Raw genomic sequence first — 26992 nt, forward strand, 5'->3', positions numbered from 1 at the left:
GTCCCCTCCCCACCCTCCCCACAAGGGGGAGGGCTTAATCAAGTCCTGCCCTCTGCGGATTAAAGCGAGTGGTTTCCACGAGTCTTCTCCCCCCTTGTGGGGGAGATGGCCGGCAGGCCAGAGAGGGTGAATATTGGCAACGAAAACCCCAAAATAGCCCGTGCACCGGCCGGCGGACGCGATACCATGCGGACCAGAAAGCGGCCGGCCCTTGTGCCTGTTGCAAAAGCCCCGGGGAGACCTCATGTACGCCAAGACTAGACGAATGATCACCGTATCCACCCTACTGCTGTCAGGCGGCCTGGCCGCCCCCCTGCAGGCACAGGGGTTCGGGCAGGCCTGCGAGCAGGCGGTGGCAAAGCTCTGCCGCCCCGGCGAGATCGGCGCCTGTTTTGCCGACGAGGCGAAATGGACGCTTTTGCCGGAAGGCTGCACCGGCGACGTGCAGACCATGATCGAGATGGAGCGCGAGGCGAAAGCCGAACAGGACGCCACGCCGCTCGACCAGCTGACCGCCTTTTCCTATGGCGGCATCCTGCGCCAAGGCCCGAGCATGGACAGCGCCAAGAAGGCCAGCCTCAAGCCCGGCCAGCCGATCCAGATCATCGAGGACCCCGACATCTGGTTCGACGATTACAAATGGTACAAGGTCAAGACAAAATCCGGCATCGGCTACCACTGGGGCGGCATCTTCTGCACCCAGGGCGGGACAAAGCCGGACGGCGTGCTGTATGATTGTGGGGAATATCCGCCGGGGAGTTTTTGAGGATGAACCATCGGATTGCCTTTAAGCAGAACCGCTGAGTCCTTCTACTGCATCGGTTTTAGCTGCTAAACAACCACAGGGTCACTGGCATCTTTCTGCTTCAGACGATCAGGGTCGTAGCGGCGCGTGTATCGGATCCCGTTGAACGTGTGCGTGCAACAGGCGCATGCGGGATACATGTCGTTCACGGTCAAGCCCGGATCGACCAGGGCAAGCCGGTTTTCGTCATCCACGAACAGGCCGCTGAAGTAAGAGCTTTCGCCCAGTCGCACGACTGCCTTCTTCTGATGTTCGTGGCGCGCCACCATCCAGAAGATCGGATCCGCCCGATCCAGTCTGGCCGACGCTTCGCCATAGGTTTCATCCCAATCGCGCCCGACGCGGGAAATCAGAAACCTGAACAATGGCGTGTAATCAAGTCCGTGGCGATGATTGGGATGCATGGACCCTTGCAAGGTCTCGTCGCGGCCCGACGCCTTGCCGTTGCGTTGCCATCGCCATTCCCCACCGTTGCCATGGGTAACGCCATGAGTACGCGTATTGACCTTGCGATAGAGTGGTTTCTTGCGTTCCATGCCGGCTCCGAACCCCTAGCCCTCGCTGGATTGTTATATCGGTTTGGCATTGTCGAAAAGCCCGGCGGATGGCGTCGTCAATCCGCTCCGGCAGCCCTTACGGCAGATATTGATAGAGCCAGTCGCGGATGTCTTCCGGCAGGGCGATCGGGGCGGCGGTTTCGCGGTCGTGGGCAGTCCAGATCATTTCGATCTCCGCCATCTGGCGCTTGCTCTTGTCGACCGAGATGTTGAAGCCGATCGACTTGCCGCCGATCTTGTCGATGCGCACGGTGAAGCGCGCCACGTCATCGAGCTGCAGGGGCTGGTGCAGGCGGCATTCGATGCGCGAGGCGGAAAACAGCGGTTCGCCCTCCATCTGCGGACGATGGCGCCAGAAATGGGCAAGGGCAGCCTCGGCATGGGTGATATAGGCGGCGTTGTGCATGACCCCGGTCATGTCGATATCCCGGAAGGGAATGCGGATATCCAACACATCGGCGCGTTCGCTGCTCTTCATCTTCTCCCCAAGCCCCTGATCTTTCATGACATCGACCCTACTTAAGAGCATTCGGCAATACAGGACAAGCCATGGTCAAAATTGGTTCGTGGCCGGCCTTGTTGACAAATGTCAAGCACAGCATTTCCGCGGTGGTACATGACAGGGGCATTTCGTAAGCTATGGCGTAAAAGGATGGAACCATGACGACACGTCTTTACGAAAACGCCGTTTTCCTCGAACACCACACGCCGCCCGGCCATCCCGAGCGCGCCGATCGGCTGCGCTCGCTGAATATCGCGCTGGACCATCCCAATTTCGCAAGCCTTCAGCGGATCGAGGCAAAAATCGCCAACGAGGATGCGGTGCTGCTCGCCCATCCGGAAGAGCATCTGTTTTCAGTGATGCGGCAGATCCCGGAAGAGGACGGCGAGATCAACCAGATCGAGGCGGATACCTATGCCTCGCCGAAAAGCCTGCAGGCGGCCCTGACGGCAATCGGGGGAGCGATGGCGGCCGTCGACGACGTGATGACGGGCGTCGCCGACAATGCCTTCGTCGCCGGCCGGCCGCCCGGCCACCATGCCGAAAAGAACAAGGCCATGGGCTTCTGCTTCTTCAACACGGTGGCGATTGCCGCCCGCCATGCCCAGAAGGCGCATGGCGTGGAGCGCGTCGCGATCGTCGACTGGGACGTGCATCACGGCAATGGCACGCAGGACATTTTCTTCGACGACCCCTCGGTGCTGTTCTGCTCGACGCACCAGATGCCGCTTTATCCCGGCACCGGCGCCAAGGAAGAGACCGGCAGATACGGCAATATCGTCAACGCACCACTGTCGCCGAATGTCGGCTCGGACCACTTTCGCGAGGCCTTCAAGTCGCGGGTGCTGACGGCGCTCAACGATTTTTCGCCGGATCTCATTTTGATTTCGGCCGGCTTCGACGCCCATCACCGCGACCCGCTGGCGCAGATCAATCTGGTCGGCGAGGACTTTGACTGGGCGACCGGGCGGCTCCTTGAGGTGGCCGACAAATTCGCCCATAACCGGGTCGTCAGTCTTCTCGAAGGCGGTTATGATCTGGAAGGTCTGGCCGAATCGGCCGGCCTGCACATTCTGCGACTGATAAAGGGTTGAGTTGACGATGACCGAGAGCGCCGCTTCCACTGATCTGACCGGCTATTCCTTCGAAAAGGCCGTGGCCGAACTGGAAAGCATCGTCGCCCGGCTGGAGCGCGGCGACGTGGCGCTGGACGAATCCATCGCCATCTACGAGCGCGGCGAACTCCTGAAGAAGCATTGCGAAACGCTGCTATCGGCCGCCGAAAACCGCATCGAGAAGATCCGCCTCGACCGGGCCGGCAAACCGGCCGGCGTGGAGCCGCTCGACCGGGAATAACCGGAGAGACATCCGTGCTGGGCCTGAAACACAACACCAACATCCTCGTCGACTACGATCCGCAATGGGCGAACGAATTCGCCGCGGAACATGACCGGATCGCGGCGGCCCTGGGCGGCCTTGCCAAAGGGATCGAGCATTACGGCTCCACGGCCGTGCCGGGCATGCGGGCCAAGCCGATCCTCGATATTCTCATCGGCCTTTCGCCACTATCCGACTGGCAGGCCTGTCACGATCCGCTGCTGGCGCTTGGCTACGATTATGCCGCCCATGCAGGCGTTCCGGGTCACCATATCTTCGGGCGAGGACGGGATCTCAGCGAGAGAACCCATCTGGTGCATCTTGTGGATCTTGGCGGATACTCCTGGATCTCGAATCTGGCTTTGCGGGACGCGCTGCGGCGCGATCCGGCGCTTCGCGATTCCTATTCTGCCGTGAAGGAAAAAGCGGCGACCGAAGCCCCCGACAGCCGGCCGCGCTACAACGAATTGAAGCGGTCCTTTATCGATCGAATGAAGGCGGATCTGGAGTAACCTGCCGTTTCGAAACCGCCGCCGTTCGGTTGTTGGCGCGAACCGCAACGGCGCAATCGGCGGCACTCCTTGCAGATCAGCGGTTGACGCATTGGTTGCCGCTGCCCATGATGACTCCATCCATTGGCTTGTTTGGGAGGACAATCATGACGATATCACCACGGACTGCCGTTTTTGCCGGAGCGCTGGCGATCTCGACCGCGTTTTGCGGTACCACGGCCAAGGCTGCCGAATTCATCAACGTGCTGACCGGCGGAACCTCGGGCGTCTATTATCCGCTCGGCGTTGCGCTCTCGAAGATCTACGGCGACAATATCGCCGGGGTAACGACGCAGGTACAGGCCACCAAGGCCTCGGTGGAAAATCTCAACCTGCTGCAGGCCGGGCGCGGCGAGATCGGCTTCTCGCTGGGCGACAGTGTGCAGATGGCCTGGGAAGGCAACAAGGACGCGGGCTTTCCGGGCAAGCTGGACAAGCTGCGCGGCATTGCCGCCATCTATTCGAACTATATCCAGATCGTCGCCAGCCAGGAATCCGGCGTGAAAACGCTGGCCGACCTGAAGGGCAAGAGCCTTTCGGTCGGCGCGCCGAAATCCGGCACCGAACTCAATGCCCGCACCATCCTGACGGCCGCCGGCATGAGCTATGGCGATCTCGGCAAGGCGGAATATCTGCCCTTTGCCGAATCCGTCGAACTGATCAAGAACCGCCAGCTCGATGCGACGCTGCAATCGGCCGGCATGGGCGTCGCCTCGATCCGCGACCTTGCCACCTCGCTGAAGATCAACGTTGTCGCCGTGCCGAAGGCGGATGTGGAAAAGATCGGCGCGCCCTATCTGCCGGCGATCATTCCGGCCGGCACCTATGAGGGCCAGACCGAGGATGTGGAGACGGCAGCTGTCGGCAATTTCCTGATCACCCACGAAGGTGTGTCGGACGAAACCGCCTACCAGATGACCAAGCTGCTGTTTGAAAACCTGCCGGCACTGACGGCCGCCCATGCGGCCGCCAAGGCGATCAACGTGAAGAAGGCGATCGACGGCATGCCGGTGCCGCTGCATCCGGGTGCGGAACGGTATTACAAGGAAGTCGGCGTGCTGAAGTAGGGATTGGTTGACCAAAGCCCTCTCTGGCCTGCCGGCCATCTCCCCCACAAGGGGGGAGAAGACTCGTGGACCGGTCTCCGCGCTGGCCGCTACCGTTCAGCAGGCTGAGCCGTCTCCGTCGACCTTTCGGCCGGGTTAAGCCCTCCCCCTTGTGGGGAGGGTTTGGGAGGGGTTCTTTCAGCTATGCGGCAGGAATTCCGCTTGGGCTAGAAGGGTCTGACACGGCAATTGCAGGAGGAATAATGACCGAAACGACCATGCCGCAGGGCCAGACCATTGCCCCTTCCGCAGAAGAATCGATCGAAGGGCTGCCGTCTGGTTTCGGCAGCGGGGTTTCCGGAAAGGCGGCCTTCTGGATCGCCGTTGCCTTTGCCCTGTTCCAGCTGTGGACGGCCGCCTATGGCACGTTGCCGAGCCAGATCGTGCGGGCCATGCATGTCGGTTTCCTGCTGTTGCTCGGTTTTGCGCTGTTCGGCAATCTGGTGGCCAGGACCACGGCCGGCAAAGTCTGGTTCTGGGCGCTCGGGGTGCTCGGATTTGCCACCGGCCTCTACAACTGGGTCTTCTATGTCGAGCTGATCGACCGTTCCGGCTTTCTCAACACCCTGGACCTGACGGTCGGCACAGTGATGATCCTGCTGGTCTTCGAATGCGCGCGGCGGCTGATGGGCCTGCCCTTGACGATCATCGCGGCGATCTTTCTAGCCTACTGTTTCTTCGGCCAGTATCTGCCGGCACCCTTCATCCATCGCGGCTATGATTTCGAGCAGATCATCGAACATTTCGGCTATGGCACCGAAGGCATCTACGGCACGCCGATCTATGTCTCGGCCGCCTATATCTTTATTTTCGTGGTGTTTGCCGCCTTTCTGGAAAAGGCCGGCATGCTCAACCTGTTCAACGATTTCGCCCTTGGCCTGGTCGGCACCTGGCGCGGCGGGCCGGCGCAGGTCTGCATCCTGTCGTCGGCGCTGATGGGCACCATATCAGGCTCGGGTGTGGCCAATGTGGTGGCGAGCGGCCAGTTCACCATTCCGCTGATGAAGCGCTTTGGCTTCCGCTCGGCCTTTGCCGGCGGCGTGGAGGCGACCTCGTCGATGGGCGGGCAAATCATGCCGCCGGTCATGGGCGCCGTCGCCTTCATCATGGCCGAAACGCTGAACGTGCCCTATGCCGATATCGTCAAGGCGGCGCTGATCCCGGCCATGCTCTATTTCGGCGTGTGTTTTTGGATGGTCTATCTGGAGGCCGGCAAGGCGGGGCTGAAGGGCATGAACAAGGCGGACCTGCCGAACCCGTGGGCGGCCGTCAAAGAACACTGGCCGCTGGTTCTGCCGCTGGCAGCCCTCGTCTATCTGCTGTTTGCCGGCTTCACGCCGATCTTTGCCGGCACGATGGGCCTGGCGCTGGTGGTGGTGCTGATCCTCGGCACGCCGCTTGCCGCGCTGATCGGGCCGTTTGCCTTCCGGCTGGTGTTCTGGCTGGCACTGGGGCTCGCCTCGGCCGCCTTCCTGAAATTCGGCGTGAATATCCTCGTGCTGGTGATCGGCGCGCTGATCCTTGCCTGCGTGGTGTTCAAGGGCGGACGGCAGACGCTGGCGATCTGCCGCGATTCGCTGGCCGAAGGGGCCAAGAATGCCCTGCCGGTCGGCATTGCCTGCGCCATTGTCGGCATCGTCATCGGCACGCTGACGTTGACCGGCATCGCCTCGACCTTTATCGGCGCGATCATCGAGATCGGCCGCGACAATCTCTTCCTGTCGCTGGTGCTGACGATGATCACCTGCCTGGTGCTGGGTATGGGCATTCCGACCATCCCGAACTATATCATCACCTCGTCGCTGGCAGGCCCTGCCCTCCTGGAACTCGGCGTGCCATTGCTGGTCAGCCATATGTTCGTCTTCTATTTCGGCATCATGGCCGACCTGACGCCGCCGGTGGCGCTGGCCTGCTTTGCCGCCGCGCCGATGGCCAAGACCTCGGGCCTCAAGATCTCGCTGCAGGCGACCAAGCTTGCCACCGCCGGCTTCGTCGTGCCGTTCATGGCGGTCTATACGCCGGCGCTGATGCTGCAGGATGCCGGGCCGATGGCAGCGACCTGGGGTTATCCGGTGGAGGTCATCTATGTGGTGTTCAAGGCCTGTTTCGGCATTGCGCTGTGGGGCGTGGCCGTGGTCGGCTTCCTGTTCAAGCCGCTGTCGATCATCGAGCGGCTGCTCGCCTTCGTCGCCGGCTGCAGCGTCGTACTCGCCCTGCCCTGGACCGACGAGCTCGGCTTTGCGCTTGGAGCGCTGGTGATCGGCTTTCATTGGTGGCGCAGCCGTCAGGTCATCCAGCCGACGGCCGTGCCGTGAGCCTTTGCGTGGTTGCCGGCGGCAAGGTGCTGACGCTGGCGGTATCGCTGTTTTCGCTGACCTGGACCCATTCGGTGCAGAAAACGCAGTGGCGGGAAGACTGGGCGGTGACTCCGGCCGGGCTGGAACTGCGCCACGCCTATGTGAAAGGCTCCGGCGCCGGCATGGAGCCCGGGGACGGCGCCGTGCTGAAAGACGGCTGGTGGCAATGGCAACCGCAGCTGCCGGCGCTACCCACCCTGCGGCTCGCCGCCTCCGGCATGACGCCGGACGCCTGGACGCTGTGCCATGCAGGCGGCTGTGTCGATCTCGGCGCCAAGGCCGGCGATGATGCGGTGCTGCGGCCGTGCGGGGAGTGAGGCCACTCGACCGGAGCGGCAAAAGCGCCTATCTTGTCGGCCATGGACAAGGACGCCGTCATCGCCAAGCTGAGGGAACATCGCGACGAACTTTCGGCGATGGGGGTGGAGCATATTGCCATTTTTGGCTCGGTCGCTCGGGGAGACCAAAGCCCGGAGTCGGATCTTGACCTATTGGTCCACTTTTCCGAGCCAACCCTCAAGAGCGGCTTTGGCTTTTTCAGTCTGCTTGAGGACTTAACGGATCGCTTGAAGGAACTAACCGGAGCGCCGCAGATCGATGTCGTGATCGATCCCATCGAGAAGGAACGCGTGCGTCGATCCGTGGAAAAGGATCTCGTGAATGCCTTCTAAACGTCCCTTGTCTCGCCTGCGCGATATCAGGGACAATGCTCTCAGCATTCGCGAATATGTCGGCGAGTTGGACGAAGCGGCGTTTCTTTCAAACAGGCTAGTACGAGATGCCAGCGAACGCTGTCTTGCGAGGATGTCTGAAGCGGCTGTAAAAATGGGACCGGTCGCGGAAGAGCTGATACCTGACGAAGATTGGCGGGCACTGCGAAATCTTGGCAATATTCTTCGGCACGACTACAACAATGTCTCAGTGGTCATCGTGTGGGAGTTGATTTCCAACCGGCTGGAGCCGCTTCTTGCGCAAGTGGAGCAGGTCCTCTCCCGCTATCCTGAAGACCGTGAAGATCTTTAGGCGTCCGATGACGACTGCCTTTGCGCGACACACCGTTCTTGTTTCACTCCTATTCACCGAAGGGCACCCGCTATAATATCCGATCTCAAGAGATTTCAAACGTAAGCGAGGCCCCATGTCCTTCTTTCCCGGCAACGACCCCATGCCCGGCGACGGGTTCGCCTGTGATGCGATCGAGCATCTGATCATTCCGCGCACCAGCGATATCGGCGGGTTCTCGGTGCGCCGGGCGCTGCCGACGGCACGGCGGCGGCTGGTCGGGCCGTTCATCTTCTTCGACCGCATGGGGCCGGCGATCCTGAAAGCGGGCGATGCCATGGATGTGCGGCCGCATCCGCATATCGGGCTGTCGACCGTCACCTATCTGTTCGACGGCGAGATCAAGCATCGCGACAGTCTCGGCACCGAGCTTGTCATCAAGCCCGGCGACATCAACCTGATGACGGCGGGGCGCGGCATCGTACATTCGGAGCGTACGCCGGAAAACCTGCGCGGCGGGCCGCTGTCGATCTCCGGCCTGCAGACCTGGCTGGCGCTGCCCGATGACAAGGAAGAGATCGATCCGGCCTTTTCCCACACCGACAAGAGCGCCATGCCGCTGTTTGACGCCGATGGCGCCAGCGGCCGGGTGGTGATCGGCTCGATCTCCGGTTTGACCTCGCCGGTCCAGGTGTTTTCCGACACACTTTACGTGGACCTGACGCTCGAGCCGGGCCGCAGCTTTCCCTTCGATGCCGGCCACGAGGAACGCGCCGCCTATATCCTGTCGGGCGAGCTGGATGTCGCCGGAGACCTGTTTGCCGCCGACCAGCTGCTGGTGTTCAGGCCGGGCGATGCGATCACCCTGAAGGCCGGCGCGCAGGGCTGTCATGTCATGCTGTTCGGCGGTGCAGCGCTCAGTTCCAAGCGCCACATGTGGTGGAATTTCGTGTCGTCCTCGAAGGAACGCATCGAACAGGCCAAACAGGAGTGGAGAACCGGACGCTTCGATATCGTGCCGGGCGACGAGGAAGAGTTTATCCCTTTGCCGGACGGGCCGTAACGCCTATATAGATTGCTGGCGCCCGAATTAAACCGACCGCATGCTTTTGCCTCACTCCGATCTGAAGTAAAGGCGTATCTTGCGCCTTGTTAAGAATGCAAAAGAAGAGGCTGGAGCCTGTGACATCGAAGCCGAATACGCCGCTGCTGGATGCGGTTCATCTGCCTGCCGATCTTCGGGGCATGAATGATCGCGATATGCCGCAGCTGGCGCGCGAGCTGCGCGACGAGATGATCGACGCGGTGTCGGTCACCGGCGGGCACCTGGGCGCCGGTCTCGGCGTCGTCGAGCTGACCATCGCCATCCACAAGGTTTTCGACACCCCGAACGACCGGCTGATCTTCGATGTCGGCCACCAGTGTTATCCGCACAAGATCCTGACCGGCCGGCGCGACCGGATCCGCACGCTGCGCCAGGAAGGCGGCCTGTCCGGCTTTACCAAGCGGGCCGAGAGCGAATACGACCCCTTCGGTGCCGCCCATTCCTCAACCTCGATCTCGGCCGGCCTCGGCATGGCGGTGGCCGCAGAACTCGGCGAAACCGACCGCAAGGTGATCGCTGTGATCGGCGACGGCGCCATGTCGGCCGGCATGGCTTATGAGGCGCTCAACAATGCCGGCGCGCTCGACGCCCGGCTGATCGTCATTCTGAACGACAACGACATGTCGATCGCCCCGCCGACCGGCGCGATGAGCGCCTATCTGGCGCGGCTGGCGTCCGGCCGCACCTATATGGGCTTTCGCGATCTCGGCAAGAAACTGACGGCCTATCTCGGCAAGAATATCGACCGGGCCATCACCAGGGCCGTCGAACATGCGCGGGGTTACGTGACCGGCGGCACGATGTTCGAGGAGATGGGCTTCTATCATATCGGCCCGATCGACGGTCACTCGTTCGAACATCTGCTGCCGGTGCTGCGCAATGTGCGCGACAATGCCAAGGGTCCGGTACTGATCCATGTGGTGACGCAGAAGGGCAAGGGCTATGCGCCGGCCGAGGCCGCCGCCGACAAGTATCACGGCGTCAACAAGTTCGACGTCATCACCGGCGCCCAGGCCAAAGCCAAGCCGAACGCGCCGAGCTATACCGCCGTGTTCGGCGAGGCGTTGGTGCAGGAGGCGATGCTGGACGACAAGATCGTCGGCATCACCGCCGCCATGCCGTCCGGCACCGGGCTCGACAAGCTGGCCGAGATCTTCCCGAAGCGCACCTTCGATGTCGGCATTGCCGAGCAGCATGCGGTGACCTTTGCGGCGGGGCTGGCGACCGAAGGCTACAAGCCGTTCTGCGCGCTCTATTCCACCTTCCTGCAGCGGGCCTATGACCAGGTGGTGCATGACGTGGCGATCCAGGGGCTGCCGGTGCGTTTTCCGATCGATCGGGCCGGTTTCGTCGGCGCCGACGGGCCAACCCATGCCGGCTCTTTCGACACGGGGTTCCTTGCCTCCCTGCCCGGTTTCGTGGTGATGGCGGCGGCCGACGAGGCGGAGCTGAAGCACATGGTGCGCACGGCTGCTGCCTATGACGACGGCCCGATCTCGTTTCGCTATCCGCGCGGCGAAGGGGTGGGCGTGGCGCTACCGGAACGGGGCGAGATCCTGGAAATCGGCCGTGGCCGGATCGTCAAGGAAGGCACCAAGGTGGCGCTGCTGTCGTTCGGCACGCGGCTCGCCGATTGCCTGCTGGCGGCTGAAGATCTCGACGCCAGCGGCCTGTCGACGACGGTTGCCGATGCACGTTTTGCCAAGCCGCTCGACCATGATCTGATCCGCCGGCTGGCGCGCGAACATGCGGTTCTGGTGACGGTCGAGGAAGGGGCTGCCGGCGGCTTTGCCGCCCAGGTGCTGCAATTCCTGGCCACCGAAGGGCTGCTCGACAATGGCCTGAAAGTGCGGCCGCTGGTCCTGCCTGACTTCTGGATGGACCAGGCCAAGCCCGAAGTGATGTATGCCAAATCCGGCCTCGATGCCGCCGGCATCGTCTCGACGGTGTTCAAGGCGCTGGGCCAGACGCATCTTGGTGTCGGGGCGGCGGGCTGACCGTATCCTAAAGTCTAGCGCGTTGGAACCGGACATCGTGATTTTCGAATTGGTTTCGGCGGCTATAGTGCCGCCGAAACCCTGGGCGCTCGATCAGCGCATTGCCACCCGAGGCCGCGCCGCAGTGCCCCGCGGGGCATTGCGCGACTGATCGTTGGCAACCGAACCGGAGATGCCGGCAAGCTTGAAATGCCCGATCAGATCGCGAAGCTTGCTGCTTTCCGATGCCAGGTTCGTGCTGGCTGCATTCGATTCCTCGACCATCGCCGCATTGCGCTGGGTGACCTGGTCCATCTGGTTGACCGCAATGTTGACTTCCTTCAGTCCCGTGGCTTGCTCCCTGGCGGAGATGGCGATCGAGTTCATGTGCTCGTTGATGGTGACGATGTAGCTCTCGATGGTTTTCAACGCCTCGCCGGTGCCGCTGACCAGCCGCACGCCGCTTTCCACCTCGACCGCGGATTTCTGAATCAGGACCTTGATCTCCTTGGCAGCCTTTGCCGAGCGCTGCGCCAGCTCGCGCACTTCCTGGGCAACGACGGCAAAACCTCTCCCCGCCTCGCCGGCCCGCGCCGCCTCGACGCCGGCATTCAGCGCCAGGAGATTGGTCTGGAAGGCGATCTCGTCGATCACGCCGATGATGTTGGATATCTGCTTGGATGATTCCTCGATCCGGCTCATCGCCAGTACAGCCTCGGAGACCACGTCGCCCGACTTGCGGGCGCTATCGTTGGCCTTGGCGGCGACGAGCTGGGCTTCATCGGCCCGCTTTGTCGAATTGCCGACATTGACGGTGATCTGATCCAGAGCGGCTGCCGTTTGTTCCAGCGAGGCGGCCTGCTGCTCCGTTCGTTTGGCCAGATCATCGGCGCTGGAGGCAATTTCCTGGGTGCCATTGTCGATGGCGCCTGCCGCTGCAGCCACGCATAACAGGGTTTCGGAAAGCTGGAGAACCGCGGCGTTGAAATCCTTGCACAGAGAGGTGAAATCCTCCGACACGGTTTCGGTGATCTGGTAGCTGAGGTCGCCTGCGGCGAGGCGATTGAGGCCGTTCGCTAGGGCGCTCGTCGCCTCAAGAAGCTGGCGACGGGCCTCCTCGGCTGCAGCTTTGCGTAGCTCGTGGCGCTGCAGTTCGTTGTCGCGGCGCGCGGTCTCGGATTCCTCGGTCAGTCGGCGGTTGTCGATCGCCGCCTCGCGGAAGATTTCGACGGCCGCCGCCATGGCGCCGATCTCGTCGTTCCGTCCGGCAAAGGGGATCGTGTCGGCGCAATTGCCGGCCGCAAGATCCTTCATCGAGGCGGTGATTTTCTGTACGGGCTGCGCTATGCCTGTGATGGAATAGATGCCGGCGGCGATCAGGATCAGAAGACACAAGCCGGTGGCAACCTGGCTGATCACGACCGTCGTCGCAAACAGCTGCTGGCTCACCTGATAGGCTTCGAGAACCTTGGAAAGGTTGTGGTCAATGATTGCCACCAGCTCCGGCTTCACCAGAGCGATCTGCGGCAGCATCTCCTTGTTGAGGATCAGAGCGGCTTCGGCCGCGTTCTCTTTTCCAACCAGTTTCTTGATCTTGTCGCCGGGTACCCTGTAGCTCTCAACCCCCTTTTCGATATTGGTGAGGAGTTCCTTGTCCTTGGCTGAGGTGCTAATTGCCCGCACCGCGGCGAACGCATCTCCGAGTTCCTTGTCCCGCTCGGCCATAAAGGCGTCCGCCCCGGCGATGTCTTCCGGTGTTTCGGCGATGACGTGGCGCGCATAGCCGAAGTTCATGCGCGTAAACGCCATGCGGATATCCTGGGCGGCCATCAGCTTGGGGACCATGCTGTTGACGATCTCCCCGGATTGCTGGCTCATCTTGGTAATGCCCATATTCGTCACCCAGGCAAAACCACCAAACATCATGCCGATGAGAACGAAGGTGCTGATCAATACGGTCTTTATCTTAGGACGTGACATGTGCGCTCACTCTCTTCCAGAGGAACAACCGGAACGAGCGGCAATACCCCTTTTCAGAGCATACCTTCCACCACGCCGCCGACCATTGGGACTTGCCGCACACGATATATGCGCGTCATGAGAGCATTATGGGTTACTTTGTATTAACAAACAATTTTTTATCTTTTACTAATATCACTATCTTCGAGAGTTTTTTCGGCCACACACAACCGCACGTATCTCGCTTTTGTCTTATCGCAGGTTCTGGATGGAAGACTGTGGGACACCTTGCCCGAAACCTGCTGAGTGTTTCCCGCAGGGACGGCGCCTGCATCTCCATGTCCGGGTCGCCGGGGCACACAGCACGGCGGTGGTGCGGCAGGAAGGCCTAAGGCGCAGCCGACTGCTCTTTTTATGACGTCTCTCGGATGGGGGCCATGTCGGTACGCCAGGGACGAATGCTGATGCCAACCCGCGATGTCGAAATCGACGACGATCCAGACGATGGCCTTGCCGCCAGTAGAGCGGACGACACGCGGGCCCTGTGAGATGCCATCCAATTTTACGGCGAGAGACATCCATCTCTCGCCGCTTTTCTTTTGTAACCAGCCTCTTTGCCGGACAGGTGCGTTTATTCCTTTGGCGCGCGGACGATCAGAATTCCGACCATTCCTGCTTCACGGCCGCGGACGACGATGCGCCGCCGCCGAACGCCTTGGTGACGCGGGAGGCGAGAGCGCGGGCCGGCGAGGCTGCCGGGGCGGACGAACGGCTGGCGACTGCCACCTGACCGCCGCGACCTTCCTCGAAGGTGAACTGGCTCAGCAGGTTGTTGAGCGCTGCCGCTTCCGTTGCCAGCGAATGGCTGGCTGCCGTCTGCTCCTCGACCATGGCGGCATTTTGCTGGGTGCCCTGGTCCATGGCGTTGACGGCGGTGTTGATCTCCTGCAGGCCGGTCGACTGTTCGCGGCTGGCCGTGACGATTGCCGCAACATGGCCGCTGATCTCCTGCACGGCCGTGACGATCTTCTGCAGTTCGTGACCGGTTTCGCCGACCAGGGCGACGCCCGAGCCGACCTGTTTGCTGGAGGTCGAGATCAGCGCCTTGATTTCCTTGGCGGCATTGGCCGAACGCTGGGCCAGTTCGCGCACTTCCTGGGCGACGACCGCAAAGCCCTTGCCGGCATCACCGGCGCGGGCGGCTTCGACGCCGGCATTCAGCGCCAAAAGGTTGGTCTGGAAGGCGATATCCTCGATGACGCCGATGATATTGCCGATCTCGCCGGACGACTTTTCGATCTCGGTCATGGCGGAGACGGCATTGCGCACCACCTGGCCCGACCGCTCGGCACCATCGCGGGTGCTGGCGACCAGCTGGCCGACATCCTCGGCGCGCTTGGCGGTGTCCTTGACGGTTGTGGTGACCTGTTCGAGGGCAGCCGCGGTTTGCTCGACGGAGGCCGCCTGCTGCTCGGTGCGCTTGGCCAGATCGTCGGCCGAGGCGCGGATTTCGGCCGCGCCGGCATTGATGGCCGAGGCGTTGGCGCCGACAGACTGCAGGGCAGCCTGGAGCTTTTCGAGCGAGTCGTTGAAGTTGACGCGCAGCGCATCGAGACGCGGTGCGAAGCCCGCGCGGATGCGGAAGGCCACATTGCCATCGGCCAGCGCCGAAAGGCCAGAGGCCAGCTGGTTCATCGCAAAGCCGATTTCTTCGGCTTCCTGGGCCTTTTCGGCTTCGGCGGTGCGACGCTCTTCCTCGGACTTGCGGCGCATGGCGTCGGTTTCGCCGGACAGGCGCAGCTTTTCGATGGCTGCCTCCTTGAAGACGACGACGGCCTTGGCCATCTGGCCGACTTCGTCGGAGCGGTCGAGCGCCGGGACTTCGACATCGTGCTGGCCATCGGCCAGGCGGCCCATGGCCGTGGTCATGCCGACGATCGGCGTGACGATGGAGCGCGACAGCGCCCAGATCAGAATGACGGCCATGCCGCCGGCGATAGCGCCGCCAAGCAGAAGTGCCATTTCAAGATTGAAATGCGCGTTGGCCTGACCGGCCGAATTGGCCTCTATCTGCGCATTGACGGCCTGCTTGATGCTGGCCGATGCTTCGCGGAAGGCGTCGAGCTGACCCTTGGAGGCATTGCGGCCGATCTCGATCACTTCGGAGATTGGCGCTTCGGTGTTCTTGCGGGCGGCCAGCTGCGGTTCGGTCAGCTGGGTGTGGAAGACATCGGCGGCCGTCTTCATGCCATCGAGCAGGGTGATGAGATTGGCATCGCCGGCGGCATGGATCTTGGCGCTCTCAATCGCCTTCAGCATCTTTTCGCGTTGAGCGAAAACGTCCTTGTAGGTGCTTTCGCTGCGAAACAGCAGGAAGCCGCGCTGGTTGACGGCCTGCTCGAGCATGGCTTCAAGGGCGTTGTCGACTTCGGCCAGGATCTTTTCCGACTGCGCCTGCTCCTGCGAGGCGAGCTTGGCGGCATAGGCTTCCCAGAACACGACTGCAGAAGCGAAGAAGCAGCCTGCCATGATCCCACAGAAGGTCAGGATCAACTTTTTGTTGAGAGAGAGGTTCTTCAGGGACATCGATCATTCTTTCTCGCTTTGGGAGTGAAGCGAAACGCGACGCGACGCGGCTACGACCGGGCGTCGGCAAGGGAAGAAAACATGATCGGACTTCGCCGCAGCGCAGGCCATCATGGCTCGCTCGGACGTCGACGAATCTAACAATCGGGGCCATCTTGCCGGGATTGCCCTTACAATCCGTTAGCGTTTCCCGGAAATCGTCGGAAAAGCGACTCTTCGGAGCGTGCAGATTTTACTGGTTCGGACCGATCAGCAGGACATGCAGGTCCTTTTCCGGATAGAAGTCCTTAGCCGTCATCTGAAAGGTGGTGGGACCGATCTTCTTCACTCCCTGGCCGCAGAAGCTCACGAAATAAGCCGGATCGCCCTTGTCGACCGTCAGGGTGAAGGACTTGATCGGACCGTTCCAGTTGGCGCCCGTGGTCAGGATGTAGGACAGCCATTTTTCGATGAAGTACACGCCCTTGTCGTAGTCCTGCTGCTTTTCGAGCTTTGCAGCCGTCTTCATGAAGGCATCGTCGATGCAGTAGCGCTCCTTGTATTCGGCGAAATAATCGCTCGGCTTGCCGTCCTGGATGAAGGTCATCGCCACCGTGCCGCCGACGCTCGGGCGATAGCTGTGGTGGACCTTGACCTCCTTGCCGGCCGGAAAGGTGGTGCGCCACCAGAAGGCGGTGGTCAGCTTCCAGGTCGGGTAGAATTCCGGGTCGACGGGACTTTCCGGGCTATAGGCCATGTCGAGGATCAGGCCGCGGGTCTGCCAGTCCTTGAGGATATCGGCCGGCAGCTTGGCGATCGAAGCGCGCGTCGCGTCGCTGAGCGGCAGCAAGGAGACGCCCTGCCCGACGATGTCCTGCGTGACGTCGATGCCGTTGACATAGGCACGCTGCTGCAGGGTGGGCTCGATCGGCTTGCCGTCCTGGGAGACGGTGAAGCCCATGAAATTGTCATGCTCGACATCGTCAAGGCCGCCCATGAACTCCACGCCGCCGGAAATATCGGGCATCGGAAAGGCGACCATGGTCTCCAGATCCCTGTCCGCTTCGTTGCGGAAGACGTAGTCGACGCGGACCTCGCTTGGCGAGATGAACAGGTTTTCGCTCTCCATCGAAATGTCGTCCTGGCGGGTATAGACGAGCCCGCCGGCTTCCAGCACCGCTGTCGTGTCATTGGCGGCAGCGGGGGCTGCCAGCGTCATAACGCTCAGGAGTGTCGGGATCCATTTCGTCATCGCGGTCTATCCTCCGGTCCGGCCCCATATCGCAGGCACATCTGGCCAGCAGTTAGCGAGGAAACCGGCAGCCCGTCAATCGAGCGCATCGACCGTTTTTGGGCCGGCATGGCGATCCGAATTGGCCCACGGATCAAAATCCGAGGGGAAATCTCTGTGGTGCCCTATTGTCGTGTGGCGATCAGAACTCCGTCCACTCGTCGGTCTTGAGCGCCGCACCGCCATGGCTGGCATAGGACTGGCGGGCGGGTGCAGAGGGCCGGGGTTGGGACCGCCGCGCAGGGGCCGCGCTCTGGGGAGAGGCGAAGTTGCCACTTGCCAATGTGAAGCGCGCGATCAGTTCGCTGAGGCGGGAGCTTTCAACGGCGAGGCTGGCGCTTGCCGCATTGGATTCCTCGACCATGGCGGCATTCTGCTGGGTGACCTGGTCCATCTGGTTGACGGCGGTATTGACCTCGCCAAGACCGTTGGACTGTTCGCGTGCCGAGGTGGCAATCGCGTTCATATGCTCGTTGATCGTCAGAATGAGTTCTTCGATCTGCTTGAGCGCCGTGCCGGTCTGGCTGACCAGCTTTACGCCATTTTCCACCTGGGACGAAGAATTGCGGATCAGTTCCTTGATCTCCTTGGCCGCCTGGGCCGAGCGCTGCGCCAATTCCCTGACCTCCTGCGCCACGACCGCAAAGCCCTTGCCGGCCTCGCCGGCGCGAGCGGCTTCAACGCCGGCGTTCAGAGCCAGCAGATTGGTCTGGAACGCGATTTCGTCGATGACGCCGATGATGTTGGAAATCTGGTTGGAGGAGCCTTCGATGCGGCTCATCGCCGTCACGGTTTCCGCCACCACTTCGCCGGATTTCGTAGCACTCGACCTGGCTTGCTGCGCCACCTCGCGGGCTTCTTCGGCCCGCCTGGTGGAATTGGCGACATTGACGGTGATCTGGTCGAGGGCAGCGGCCGTTTCTTCCAGCGACGCTGCCTGCTGCTCGGTACGCTTGGAGAGGTCCTCGGTGCCGGAGGAGATTTCGCGCGTGCCATTGTCGATGGTGCGGGTGGCGCCGGCAACGGCGGTCAGCGTCTCGGCCAGTTGGGCGACGGAGGCATTGAAATCGTCGCGCAGGCCTTCGAAGTCCTCCGAGACCTGTTGCGTGATCTGATAGGTCAGATCGCCTGCGGCCAGTTTCTTCATGCCGATGGCGAGCGCGCTGGTGGCTTCGAGCAGCTTGCGGCGGGCATCCTCCTCAGCTCGCTGCTGCAGGACGACGCGCTGCTCCTCGGCGCTCTTGCGCTGGAACTCGGCGTCAGCGGTCAGGCGGTTGTTCTCGATGGCGGCCTGCCGGAAGATTTCGACCGCTGCGGCCATCGCTCCGATCTCGTCGGCGCGGCCGGCAAAGGGGATGGCATTGTCGACATCGCCATCGGCGAGCTGCTTCATCGAATCGGTGATGCGTTCGATCGGCTTGGCGACCGAACGCAGGGCATAGATGCCGGCACCGATGATAATGACCGCCAGGATCGCAATAATAATATAGGTCTCGTTCAAAGCGGATGTGAAAGCGGCCCCACCCGCCGTGACGGAGGTCTCTGCACCTTTCTCATTGATCGACACCAGTTCGTCGACGCTCGTCAGAACCGGCTGAATAAGCTCGCGCATGTGATCGAGCAGCACCGCCGCTTCGGCGTTCCGGTTGACACGCGACAAGGCCAGCATCTCTTCGCCGCGTTTTTCGTAGGCCTGGATGCCGTCGCCGATCTTTTTCAAAAGCGCCTGCTCGGCGTCGGAGGAGATCAGCGGTTCATAGCGTTTGAGGGCCTCCCGGAGCTGTTCCATTTCAGCGACGACCGCCTTGTCGGCCGCTTCGATCGCTTCCGGCGTCGTCGAGGTGATATGGTTCAGATAGGCGATGCGCAGTGCATAGGTCTCGAGCTTGATTTCCTCAACCGTCTTGACGCTTGGAAGCCAGTTTCTGGCAAGATCTTCAGCCGACGAGTTGACAGAGTTCAACGCGCTGACGGAAAGCCAGGCGAAACTCGCGGACACGACGGCAATCGTTGCGAAAATCGCGATCAGGGAGGCCTTGATGCTTAGGCGGGACATGCGCGTGGTTCCTCAGGGGCCGCCGCACGGATACGGCAAAGTCTGGCTGTCACGATTCATCGTCATGAGGATTGTGATGGGTTTGATCCGCAATCATTGCGGATGGCACAGAACAAGTGGCAATCACTATTGTTTTAGCTGTTCAAAATTAATAAATATCTAAACTGTTAACGCCGAACCCTTAAGCCTTGCAGTCCGGGACAGAACCGGGGCATGGGCTCCCGCAGACTGCGTCCTTTCCCAATGCAAACGTCCCGAAGGATCGCAGGCCAGTAAGATTGCCGGAGAATCAGCGGCTTCGACCGGGCGAGATGCAACAAAACGCTTGCCAGAGCACCCGCAGACCGCCATTGACTGGCCATGTCCAATCCTTCTGAAAATCAACGCCTCGACCAGTTGCTGGTTTCGCTCAATCTGTTTGCCAGCCGGTCGCGCGCCCGCGATGCCGTGCAGCGCGGCACCGTGCGCATCGACGGCAAGGTCGTCACCAAGCCGAGCCTGACCTTTGCGCCCGACGTGACGATCGAAATCGACGATCCGGCCCAGGATTTCGTGTCGCGCGCCGCCCTGAAACTGGTGGCAGGCCTCGACCATTTCGGCCTTGACCCGGCCGGGCAGGAATGTCTCGATATCGGCGCCTCGACCGGCGGCTTTACCGAAGTGTTGCTGATGCGCGGCGCGGCCCATGTGACGTCGATCGATGTCGGCCATGGCCAGTTCCATCCGCGGCTGGCGGCCGATCCGCGCGCCACCAATATCGAGGGGCTGAATGCCCGCTATCTGGAGCCGGAGGATATCGACAACCGGCCGATCACCTTCGTGGTCTCCGACGTGTCGTTCATCTCGCTGAAGCTTGCCATTGCGCCGGCCCTGGAGTTGGCCGAGCCCGGCGCCCATTGCCTGCTGCTGGTCAAGCCGCAGTTCGAGGCCGGGCGCGAGGCGATCAGCAAGGCCGGACTGCTGAAGGATCCGGACACCGCGCCTGCGGTGGCGGCCGAACTGGAGCGCTGGCTGGTCGAGGAGATGGGTTGGGCAAGCCTTGGCCTGATCCCCTCGCCGATTGCCGGCGGCGACGGCAATGCCGAGTTCCTGCTGGCCGGCAAGAAGCCCGAGGACGAAGCATGAGCGCGCAAACCGTTACGATCGACAGCCTCGGCGCCCAGGGCGACGGCATCGTGCATGGCGAAGACGGCCCGCTGTTCGTCGGCTTTGCCCTGCCCGGCGAGACGGTGGCGATCGCCCGCGTCAAGAACCAGGGCACGATCATGTCGATCACCGTGCCGTCGCCGGACCGGGTGGAGCCGCCCTGCCGGCATTTCGGACCGGACGGCAAGGGCGGCACTTGCGGCGGCTGTACGCTGCAGCATCTGGCCGGCCCCGCCTATCGCGACTACAAACGCTCGCTGGTTGTGGCGGCGCTGAAGTCGAAGAATATCGATGTGCCGGTCGGTGATCTGGTCGAGGCGCATCCCGGCGAACGGCGGCGGGTGGTGTTTGCGGCGCGGCGCACCGAGAAGGACCTGCTGATCGGCTTCAACCAGGCCGAAAGCCACCATATCGTCGCCATCGAGGAATGTCCCATCGCCTCCCCTGGCATTCTGGCCAGCCTGGAGGCTCTGCGGCGGATCGGCCTTGCGGCAGCCCTCGGTTCCGAGCCGTTCCGCATCGGCGTGCTGGAGACGCTCTCCGGCCTTGATGTGGCGATCGACGGCCTGAAATCGGTCGGCGACAAGCAGCGCCGGGCGATCACCGACACCATGGTCGGGCTGCGCGGCGTGGCGCGGGTGTCGCTGAACGGCGAAATCGTGCTGGAGCCGCGCCGGCCGCTGGTCGACTTTGGCGGCGTCAGCGTCTCTCCCCCGCCCGGTGCCTTTGCGCAGGCCACCATCCCCGCCGAGGAGGCCATGGCGCGGCTGACGATCGAGCATATCGGCAAGGCCAAGCGTATTGCCGACCTGTTTGCCGGAACCGGCACGTTTTCGCTCAGGCTGGCGCGCATCGGCCAGGTGCATGCCGTGGAATCGGAAGACAAGGCGGTCAAGGCCCTCGACCAGGCGGCCCGCAATACGCAAGGGCTGAAAGCCGTGACGGTCGAAAAGCGCGACCTGTTCCGCCGGCCGCTGATGGCCCAGGAGTTGAAGGTCTACGACGCCGTGGTGTTCGATCCGCCGCGGGCCGGCGCCGAGGCGCAGTGCAGGGAGCTTATCCGCTCCACCGTCAAGAAGATCGTGGCGATCAGCTGCAATCCGCTGACATTGGCCCGCGACCTGTCCATCCTGATCGAAGGCGGCTATCGCATTACCAGCGTAACGCCGATCGACCAGTTCCTGTGGACCTCGCATGTCGAAGTGGTGGCAACGCTGGTCAAGGGCTGAACCCTCGCCGCGGATCTTATACCAAGGGCCGCAGCGCGATCGCGTGCGGCCTTCTCCTTAGTAAGACAGCAGCGTTCCGCTGCCGACCGTGTTGGGGCAGCGGCAGCTGCCGCCGACGCGGCCCGGTTTGGCCGGGCAGGAATATTTGTAATCCGCCTTGGCGCTGTCGGGCGGATCGATGACGCAGACGAAGCGTTGCGGGCGCACGCCCGGAACCGGATTCTTGTTGCCGCTCTGGGTACTGATGCCGCCGCCGTAAATGACTTCGGCAAGCTGATAGGCGCCGTCGCCTGTTCCTTGCCCGGCATGACCTGCCGGTGCTGCGCAGAGGGCCACCATGAAACACAAGAACAATAGGCGCATGGCGCCAAGCCTCCCTTGATTCATTACCACCGCTTGACCGCGATGGGTGACGCTCCGTCCCCATCTGTCGCAAGCCCTTGAGCGCTGATCTAAACCCATGACCTCCTAAAGGCGGCTGAACGGCACGTTTAAGATGCCATCTTTCTGGCGATTCAGGCCTTCGAGCGCATGAAGGCCTCGAAGGCGGCGCGCGCTTCGCGGCTTTTCAGCTGGGCGACGAAGTGAACCAGTTCCTCGTCCATGCGGGAAAGCAGCACTGTCCGATCGCTGCGGATGAGATTACGGGCGATGCGCATGGCCTCCGGCGGCTTGGCGGCGAGCGAGGCGGCCAGCGCCAGGGTCTCCGTTTCGACGGCTGCCGGCTCGACGACCTTCCAGATCAGGCCAGCCTCGCGCGCCTGCTCGGCGGAAAAACCCTCGCTGGCGGCCAGAAGCGCAAAGGCGCGCTGGTGGCCGGTGATCTGTGGCACGAGCAGGCTGGAGCCTGCTTCCGGCACCAGGGCAAGATCAACGAAAGGCGTCTTGAACAGGCTGCGGCTCGAGGCAATGGTCATGTCGCAATGCAGATGAATGGTGGTGCCGATGCCGATCGCCAGACCGTCGACGCCGGAGACCAGCGGTTTCGAGGCGCCGGCGAGCGCCTTCAGGAAAGCAAAGGCGGCCGGTTCGCCCACCGCACCGGCCATGGCGAAGGCCAAAAAATCGGCCATGTCGTTGCCGGCCGAAAAACAGCCTTCCGTGCCGAGAAAGGCGATGGCGCGAATGGCGGCATCGGCCTCGGCCTCAAGCAGCCCCTCGGTCATGCGGCCATACATGGCTTGCGTGATGGCGTTCTTCTTTTCCGGACGATTGAAACGGATCACCAGCACGCCTTCATGGGCCTCTGGGCGTTCGATCAGGATGTGGTCGGTCATGAATGTCTCTCCTAGTTCCTATATCGCCCGTCGGAGGCGCCAATCATAAATGCCCCTCATCCCCCTGCCGGGACCTTCTCCCCGCAAGCGGGGAGAGGGTTGGGGTGAGGGGCAATTTCCTCGGCCGATCCCTTGAGGCCCCTTAAACCAAAACCGCCCGCGCCGCCGTCAGGCTGGCCTCGCCGTGGATGACGCGATCCTTCAGGGCTGCGGTTTCGGCGATCAGGTTTTCGGCGGCAAAGCGGCAAAGGGCGATGCGGGTATCGCGGCCGTGGTCCTCGTCGGCAAGGCCCCCCTTGGCGAGATAGCAGCCGGTCAAGACCAGGCCGAACAGGCGCTGATAGGGTGTGGCGCCGGAGAGGGCTGCGGTGGCATTGCCTTCGCCCAGCCGGGCCAGCAGCCAATCCGTGGCCTGTTCGAGGTCGGCAAGGCTCGTTTCCAGCCGGTCGGCCGTGGTGCCGAAACCATCACGATTGCAGGTGCGCACGTCGGCGGCAATGGCTTTGAGTTCGGCGATGAAGCCGCGCACGTGGGCGCCGTTCGACAGCGGCAGCTTGCGAGTGACCAGATCGATCGCCTGGATGCCATTTGTGCCTTCATAGATCGGCGCGATGCGGGCATCGCGCAGGTAGCGGGCCGCCCCCGTCTCCTCGATGAAGCCCATGCCGCCATGCACCTGGATGCCGAGCGAGGCAACCTCGACGCCGGCATCGGTGGCGAAACTTTTTGCGATCGGCGTCAGCAGTGCGGCGCGCTCGGCCCAGTGAGCGGCCTCCGTGCCGTCGGCGTGATGGGCCATGTCGGTGGCATGGGCGCAGGTGTAGCAGATGGCGCGCGAGCCCTGCGTCAGCGCCTTCATCGTCACCAGGGTACGGGCGATATCGGGATGCTCGATGATTGGTGACATGCCGGACCCGGTCCAGCCCGGCGCCTTGCCCTGGGTGCGGTCTTTGGCATACTGGATCGCCTTCTGGGTGGCCGCCTCGCAGATCGCCACGCCCTGCATGCCGACGGCGAGCCGCGCATTGTTCATCATCGTGAACATGCAAGCGAGGCCCTTGTTCTCCTCGCCGATCAGATAGCCGATGGCACCGGGCTCATCGCCGAACTTGCCGTCGCCATAAATCATCGTGCAGGTCGGCGAGCCGTGGATGCCGAGCTTGTGCTCCAGGGAATGGCAATGCAGGTCGTTGCGGGCGCCGATCGCGCCGTCGTCACCGACCAGATATTTCGGCACGAGGAACAGCGAGATGCCGCGCGTGCCGGCCGGCGCATCGGGCAGGCGGGCCAGCACAAGATGGATGATATTGTCGGTGACTTCGTGGTCGCCCCAGGTGATGAAGATCTTCTGGCCGAAGATGCGGTAGCTGCCGTCGTCGCGGCGCTCGGCGCGGCTTTTCATGACGCCGAGATCCGAGCCGGCATGGGGCTCGGTCAGGTTCATGGTGGCCATCCACTCGCCGGAGACCATCTTGTGCAGGAATCTCTGTTTCAGGGCATCGCTGCCATGGGTGGTGACGGCATCGACGGCGCCCATGGTGAGCGTCGGCCCGAGCGCAAAGGCCATCGATCCGGAATTCCACATTTCGAGCGCTGCGACGTTGAGCATATGCGGCAGTGCTTGGCCGCCGAAGTCTTCCGCCGCGGTCAGCGCGTTCCAGCCGCCTTCGGACCATTGCCGGTAAAGCTCGGTCCAGCCATCGGGCACGACGACCTTGCCGTCGACCATGCGGGCGCCCTGCTTATCGCCGATCTCGCCGAGCGGCGCCACTTCGTCGGTGGCAAAACGTCCGGCTTCCGATAGAATGGCATCGACGAGATCGTCGCTCAGATCGCCCAGGCGGCCGTTTTGCAGCGCCTCGGCCATTCCGGCCACATGTTTCAGGGTGAAAGCGATCTCCTCGACCGGCGCCTTGTACATCGGATGCTCCTCCTCGTCTTTTGTACCGCAGATCTGACCGCCCGCCGCCACCCCGGCACGCCTTCAGACCCGGATTCTGGCTAATTGATTTTTACGTAAACGTCAAATCTAATCTTGGTGGCCAGCGCACCGCAATGTCGGTCAATATCGCGCCGAATGTCGAGCCCAAGCAAATGAAGAGGGCTGTGGACATCGCCGCATATCGTCATTTTCCTGTTATGGGTGAGAGCTATCCCAGCTTTGGAAGCATTCTAATTCCAACCGTGGAGAACCGACATGACCGACAACAAAACGAATTACCTGTCCTGGGACGAATGGGATGAGTTGCAGAATCCGCCACCGGCCGTGACCGATTTTGACCGGGTCGTCGAATCCGCCCTGTCGCGCCGTGGCTTCCTCGGCGGCATCCTGGCCGTCGGCTCGGCTGCTGCTGCCATGGGCACGCTCGGCAACCTGATGTCCTCCACCTCGGCCCAGGCCCAGGACGCTGCCTCGCGCTTCTCGTTCAAGCCGATCGCGATTTCGACCGACAATACCGTCCACGTTCCGGAAGGTTACAACTGGAAGCCGCTCGCCAAATGGGGCCAGCCGCTGTTTTCAAACGTCCCGGATGTCGATCCGGCCAATGGCGTCAGCCTTGAGAATTCCGACAAGGTGTTCGGCGAGAACACCGACGGTATGGAACTGTTCATCATCGGCGAGCATCAGGTGATCGCCATCAACCACGAATACGTCAACCCGGAAATCAACCTTCCCCATAACGAGAAGGGCACTCCGAAAAGCGCCGACGACGTCAAGATCCTGCAGAACATGCAGGGCGTCACCGTGATGGAAGTGGCGGAGGGCGACAATGGCTGGGAGATCGTGCTCGACAGCCCGTTCAACCGCCGCATCCACCACAACACGCCGATGAAGATCTCGGGTCCGGCTGCCGGCACCGACCTTCTGAAGACCGAAGCCGATCCGAATGGCACCGACTGTCTCGGGACCTTCAACAATTGCGGCGCCGGCAAGACGCCGTGGGGCACGTATCTGACCTGCGAAGAAAACTTCAACGGCTATTTCGGCTCCACCGACGAGGCATTCGCGCTGCCGGCCGACTACAAGCGCTACGGCATCGCGGCCAAGTCGCAGTATTCCTACGAGAAGTTCGACGCCCGCTTCGACGTCTCGAAGAACCCCAACGAACCGCATCGCACCGGCTACATCGTCGAGATCGATCCGTCCGACGCCGCCTCGACGCCGATCAAGCGCACCGCGCTCGGCCGCTTCAAGCATGAAAATGCTGCTGTCGTGATTGCCCGCGACGGCCGCGTCGTGGTCTATCTCGGCGACGACGAACGGGGCGAATTCCTCTACAAATATGTCTCGAACGGCATCTACGTCCCGGGCGGCGACACGTCCAAGCTGCTCGACGAAGGCACGCTGTTCGTTGCCAAGTTCACCGACGAAGGCACCGGCGAATGGCTGGCCCTGACGCCTGAATCGACCGGCATGAAGGCGGACGAAATCTACGTCTTCACCCGCCAGGCCGCCTCCAAGGTCGGCGCAACCACCATGGACCGCCCGGAATGGGTCGCCGTCAACCCGGTCGCCATCGAAGCCTATTGCGCACTGACCAACAACAGCAACCGCGCCGTCATGAAGGACGGCAAGATGCGCACCAATGCCGGCGGCGACGTCATGGACGTCAGTGCCGTCAACCCGCGCGTCGGCAACGAATACGGCCAGATCGTGCGCTGGTATCCGGAAAACGACGACCATGCCGATGCGAAGTTCAAGTGGGACCTGTTCGTCATGGCCGGCAATCCGGATGTGCACAAGGGTGATGCCTATGCCGGCTCGTCCAACATCAACTCGGGCAACATGTTCAATTCTCCCGACGGCATGATGTTCGACTCGACCGGCCTCCTGTGGATCCAGACCGACGGCGAGGACAGCAACGAGGGCGAATTCCTCGGCCAGGGCAACAACCAGATGCTGGCCGGCGATCCGGCGACGGGACGCATCGAGCGCTTCCTCACCGCGCCGAAGGGTGCAGAAGTTACCGGCCAGACCTGGTCGGCCGACAAGCGCACCCATTTCGTCGGCATCCAGCACCCCGATGCGCCGTTCCCGGATGGCGAAGGCAAGCTGCCGCGTTCGACCGTCATTGCCGTCAAGCGCGATGACAACGCCCTGATCGGCTGATTGCCGAAACAGCGAGACAG

General features: G+C 62.3%; 23 protein-coding genes. 14 read left to right on the top strand and 9 right to left on the bottom strand.

All coding sequences use genetic code 11. From position 1 onward, the window contains the following. The first annotated feature begins 265 nt into the window (after window positions 1-265). Window positions 266-766: an SH3 domain-containing protein gene (locus HFC70_RS25060; protein WP_210259440.1), complete on the top strand. Its 501-nt coding sequence runs from the start codon at window positions 266-268 to the stop codon at window positions 764-766. Window positions 767-831: 65 nt separating this feature from the next. On the opposite strand, the gene HFC70_RS25065 is transcribed toward HFC70_RS25060, so the two are convergent. Together HFC70_RS25065 and HFC70_RS25070 are read right to left on the bottom strand one after the other, a co-directional pair. Next, window positions 832-1341, bottom strand: a complete 510-nt coding sequence (locus HFC70_RS25065) for a hypothetical protein (RefSeq protein WP_168476045.1) — start codon at window positions 1339-1341, stop codon at window positions 832-834. A gap of 97 nt (window positions 1342-1438) precedes the next feature. Then, on the bottom strand, window positions 1439-1840 hold the full coding sequence (locus HFC70_RS25070) for a thioesterase family protein (protein ID WP_168476077.1): 402 nt from the start codon (window positions 1838-1840) through the stop codon (window positions 1439-1441). Window positions 1841-2022: 182 nt separating this feature from the next. Here HFC70_RS25070 and HFC70_RS25075 point away from each other — a divergent pair, with 182 nt between their 5' ends. The 10 genes from HFC70_RS25075 to dxs all read left to right on the top strand — a co-directional run bounded on the left by HFC70_RS25075 (window position 2023) and on the right by dxs (window position 11359). Then, complete coding sequence (locus HFC70_RS25075; RefSeq protein WP_168476046.1) at window positions 2023-2958, top strand: histone deacetylase family protein; 936 nt, start codon at window positions 2023-2025, stop codon at window positions 2956-2958. Between the two features lie 7 nt (window positions 2959-2965). Continuing rightward, a complete protein-coding gene (locus HFC70_RS25080) occupies window positions 2966-3220 on the top strand; it encodes an exodeoxyribonuclease VII small subunit (RefSeq protein ID WP_168476047.1) in 255 nt (84 codons plus the stop codon). 14 nt (window positions 3221-3234) lie between these two features. Continuing rightward, complete coding sequence (locus HFC70_RS25085) at window positions 3235-3753, top strand: GrpB family protein (RefSeq protein WP_168476048.1); 519 nt, start codon at window positions 3235-3237, stop codon at window positions 3751-3753. Window positions 3754-3899: 146 nt separating this feature from the next. Then, window positions 3900-4859 carry a TAXI family TRAP transporter solute-binding subunit gene (locus tag HFC70_RS25090; protein ID WP_168476049.1) on the top strand — a complete coding sequence of 320 codons (960 nt, stop codon included), beginning with the start codon at window positions 3900-3902 and terminating at the stop codon, window positions 4857-4859. 242 nt (window positions 4860-5101) lie between these two features. Then, the gene (locus HFC70_RS25095) at window positions 5102-7213 is read left to right on the top strand and encodes a TRAP transporter permease (RefSeq protein WP_168476050.1); all 2112 of its coding nucleotides are present in this window, start codon (window positions 5102-5104) and stop codon (window positions 7211-7213) included. After that, window positions 7210-7572, top strand: coding sequence for a DUF1850 domain-containing protein (locus tag HFC70_RS25100; RefSeq protein ID WP_168476051.1), 363 nt, complete (start codon window positions 7210-7212; stop codon window positions 7570-7572). The genes HFC70_RS25095 and HFC70_RS25100 overlap by 4 nt, the downstream gene beginning before the upstream one ends. Before the next feature lie 42 nt (window positions 7573-7614). Next, window positions 7615-7926: a nucleotidyltransferase family protein gene (locus HFC70_RS25105; RefSeq protein WP_168476078.1), complete on the top strand. Its 312-nt coding sequence runs from the start codon at window positions 7615-7617 to the stop codon at window positions 7924-7926. Then, the gene (locus tag HFC70_RS25110; RefSeq protein WP_168476052.1) at window positions 7916-8278 is read left to right on the top strand and encodes a DUF86 domain-containing protein; all 363 of its coding nucleotides are present in this window, start codon (window positions 7916-7918) and stop codon (window positions 8276-8278) included. Before HFC70_RS25105 ends, HFC70_RS25110 begins: the two co-directional genes overlap by 11 nt. Before the next feature lie 115 nt (window positions 8279-8393). After that, window positions 8394-9320 (top strand): pirin family protein, encoded by a 927-nt coding sequence (locus HFC70_RS25115; RefSeq protein WP_168476053.1) that lies wholly within the window; start codon window positions 8394-8396, stop codon window positions 9318-9320. 119 nt (window positions 9321-9439) lie between these two features. Beyond that, a complete protein-coding gene (gene dxs / locus HFC70_RS25120; protein ID WP_168476054.1) occupies window positions 9440-11359 on the top strand; it encodes a 1-deoxy-D-xylulose-5-phosphate synthase in 1920 nt (639 codons plus the stop codon). 93 nt (window positions 11360-11452) lie between these two features. On the opposite strand, the gene HFC70_RS25125 is transcribed toward dxs, so the two are convergent. From HFC70_RS25125 to HFC70_RS25140, 4 genes are all read right to left on the bottom strand, one after another. After that, on the bottom strand, window positions 11453-13318 hold the full coding sequence (locus HFC70_RS25125) for a methyl-accepting chemotaxis protein (protein WP_168476055.1): 1866 nt from the start codon (window positions 13316-13318) through the stop codon (window positions 11453-11455). A gap of 633 nt (window positions 13319-13951) precedes the next feature. Continuing rightward, entirely contained in the window at window positions 13952-15883 is a 1932-nt protein-coding gene (locus tag HFC70_RS25130) for a methyl-accepting chemotaxis protein (RefSeq protein ID WP_168476056.1), read from the bottom strand. A 232-nt stretch (window positions 15884-16115) separates the two neighbouring features. Next, window positions 16116-17114: a DUF4424 domain-containing protein gene (locus HFC70_RS25135; RefSeq protein WP_168476057.1), complete on the bottom strand. Its 999-nt coding sequence runs from the start codon at window positions 17112-17114 to the stop codon at window positions 16116-16118. Window positions 17115-17295: 181 nt separating this feature from the next. Beyond that, window positions 17296-19209 (bottom strand): methyl-accepting chemotaxis protein, encoded by a 1914-nt coding sequence (locus HFC70_RS25140; protein WP_168476058.1) that lies wholly within the window; start codon window positions 19207-19209, stop codon window positions 17296-17298. A 360-nt stretch (window positions 19210-19569) separates the two neighbouring features. Here HFC70_RS25140 and HFC70_RS25145 point away from each other — a divergent pair, with 360 nt between their 5' ends. Further along, a complete protein-coding gene (locus tag HFC70_RS25145; protein ID WP_168476059.1) occupies window positions 19570-20334 on the top strand; it encodes a TlyA family RNA methyltransferase in 765 nt (254 codons plus the stop codon). After that, window positions 20331-21584 (top strand): class I SAM-dependent RNA methyltransferase, encoded by a 1254-nt coding sequence (locus HFC70_RS25150; protein WP_168476060.1) that lies wholly within the window; start codon window positions 20331-20333, stop codon window positions 21582-21584. The genes HFC70_RS25145 and HFC70_RS25150 overlap by 4 nt, the downstream gene beginning before the upstream one ends. Before the next feature lie 57 nt (window positions 21585-21641). On the opposite strand, the gene HFC70_RS25155 is transcribed toward HFC70_RS25150, so the two are convergent. The 3 genes from HFC70_RS25155 to HFC70_RS25165 form a co-directional block, all read right to left on the bottom strand. Beyond that, window positions 21642-21947 carry a hypothetical protein gene (locus tag HFC70_RS25155; protein ID WP_168476061.1) on the bottom strand — a complete coding sequence of 102 codons (306 nt, stop codon included), beginning with the start codon at window positions 21945-21947 and terminating at the stop codon, window positions 21642-21644. Between the two features lie 152 nt (window positions 21948-22099). Further along, window positions 22100-22861 (bottom strand): crotonase/enoyl-CoA hydratase family protein, encoded by a 762-nt coding sequence (locus HFC70_RS25160; RefSeq protein ID WP_168476062.1) that lies wholly within the window; start codon window positions 22859-22861, stop codon window positions 22100-22102. 142 nt (window positions 22862-23003) lie between these two features. Further along, window positions 23004-24782 carry an acyl-CoA dehydrogenase gene (locus HFC70_RS25165; RefSeq protein WP_168476063.1) on the bottom strand — a complete coding sequence of 593 codons (1779 nt, stop codon included), beginning with the start codon at window positions 24780-24782 and terminating at the stop codon, window positions 23004-23006. Window positions 24783-25058: 276 nt separating this feature from the next. Here HFC70_RS25165 and HFC70_RS25170 point away from each other — a divergent pair, with 276 nt between their 5' ends. After that, on the top strand, window positions 25059-26972 hold the full coding sequence (locus HFC70_RS25170) for a PhoX family phosphatase (protein WP_168476064.1): 1914 nt from the start codon (window positions 25059-25061) through the stop codon (window positions 26970-26972). Window positions 26973-26992: the final 20 nt, after the last annotated feature.

Source organism: Agrobacterium sp. a22-2 (genome assembly GCF_012276985.1).
In the GTDB taxonomy this organism is placed as follows: Bacteria; Pseudomonadota; Alphaproteobacteria; order Rhizobiales; family Rhizobiaceae; genus Allorhizobium.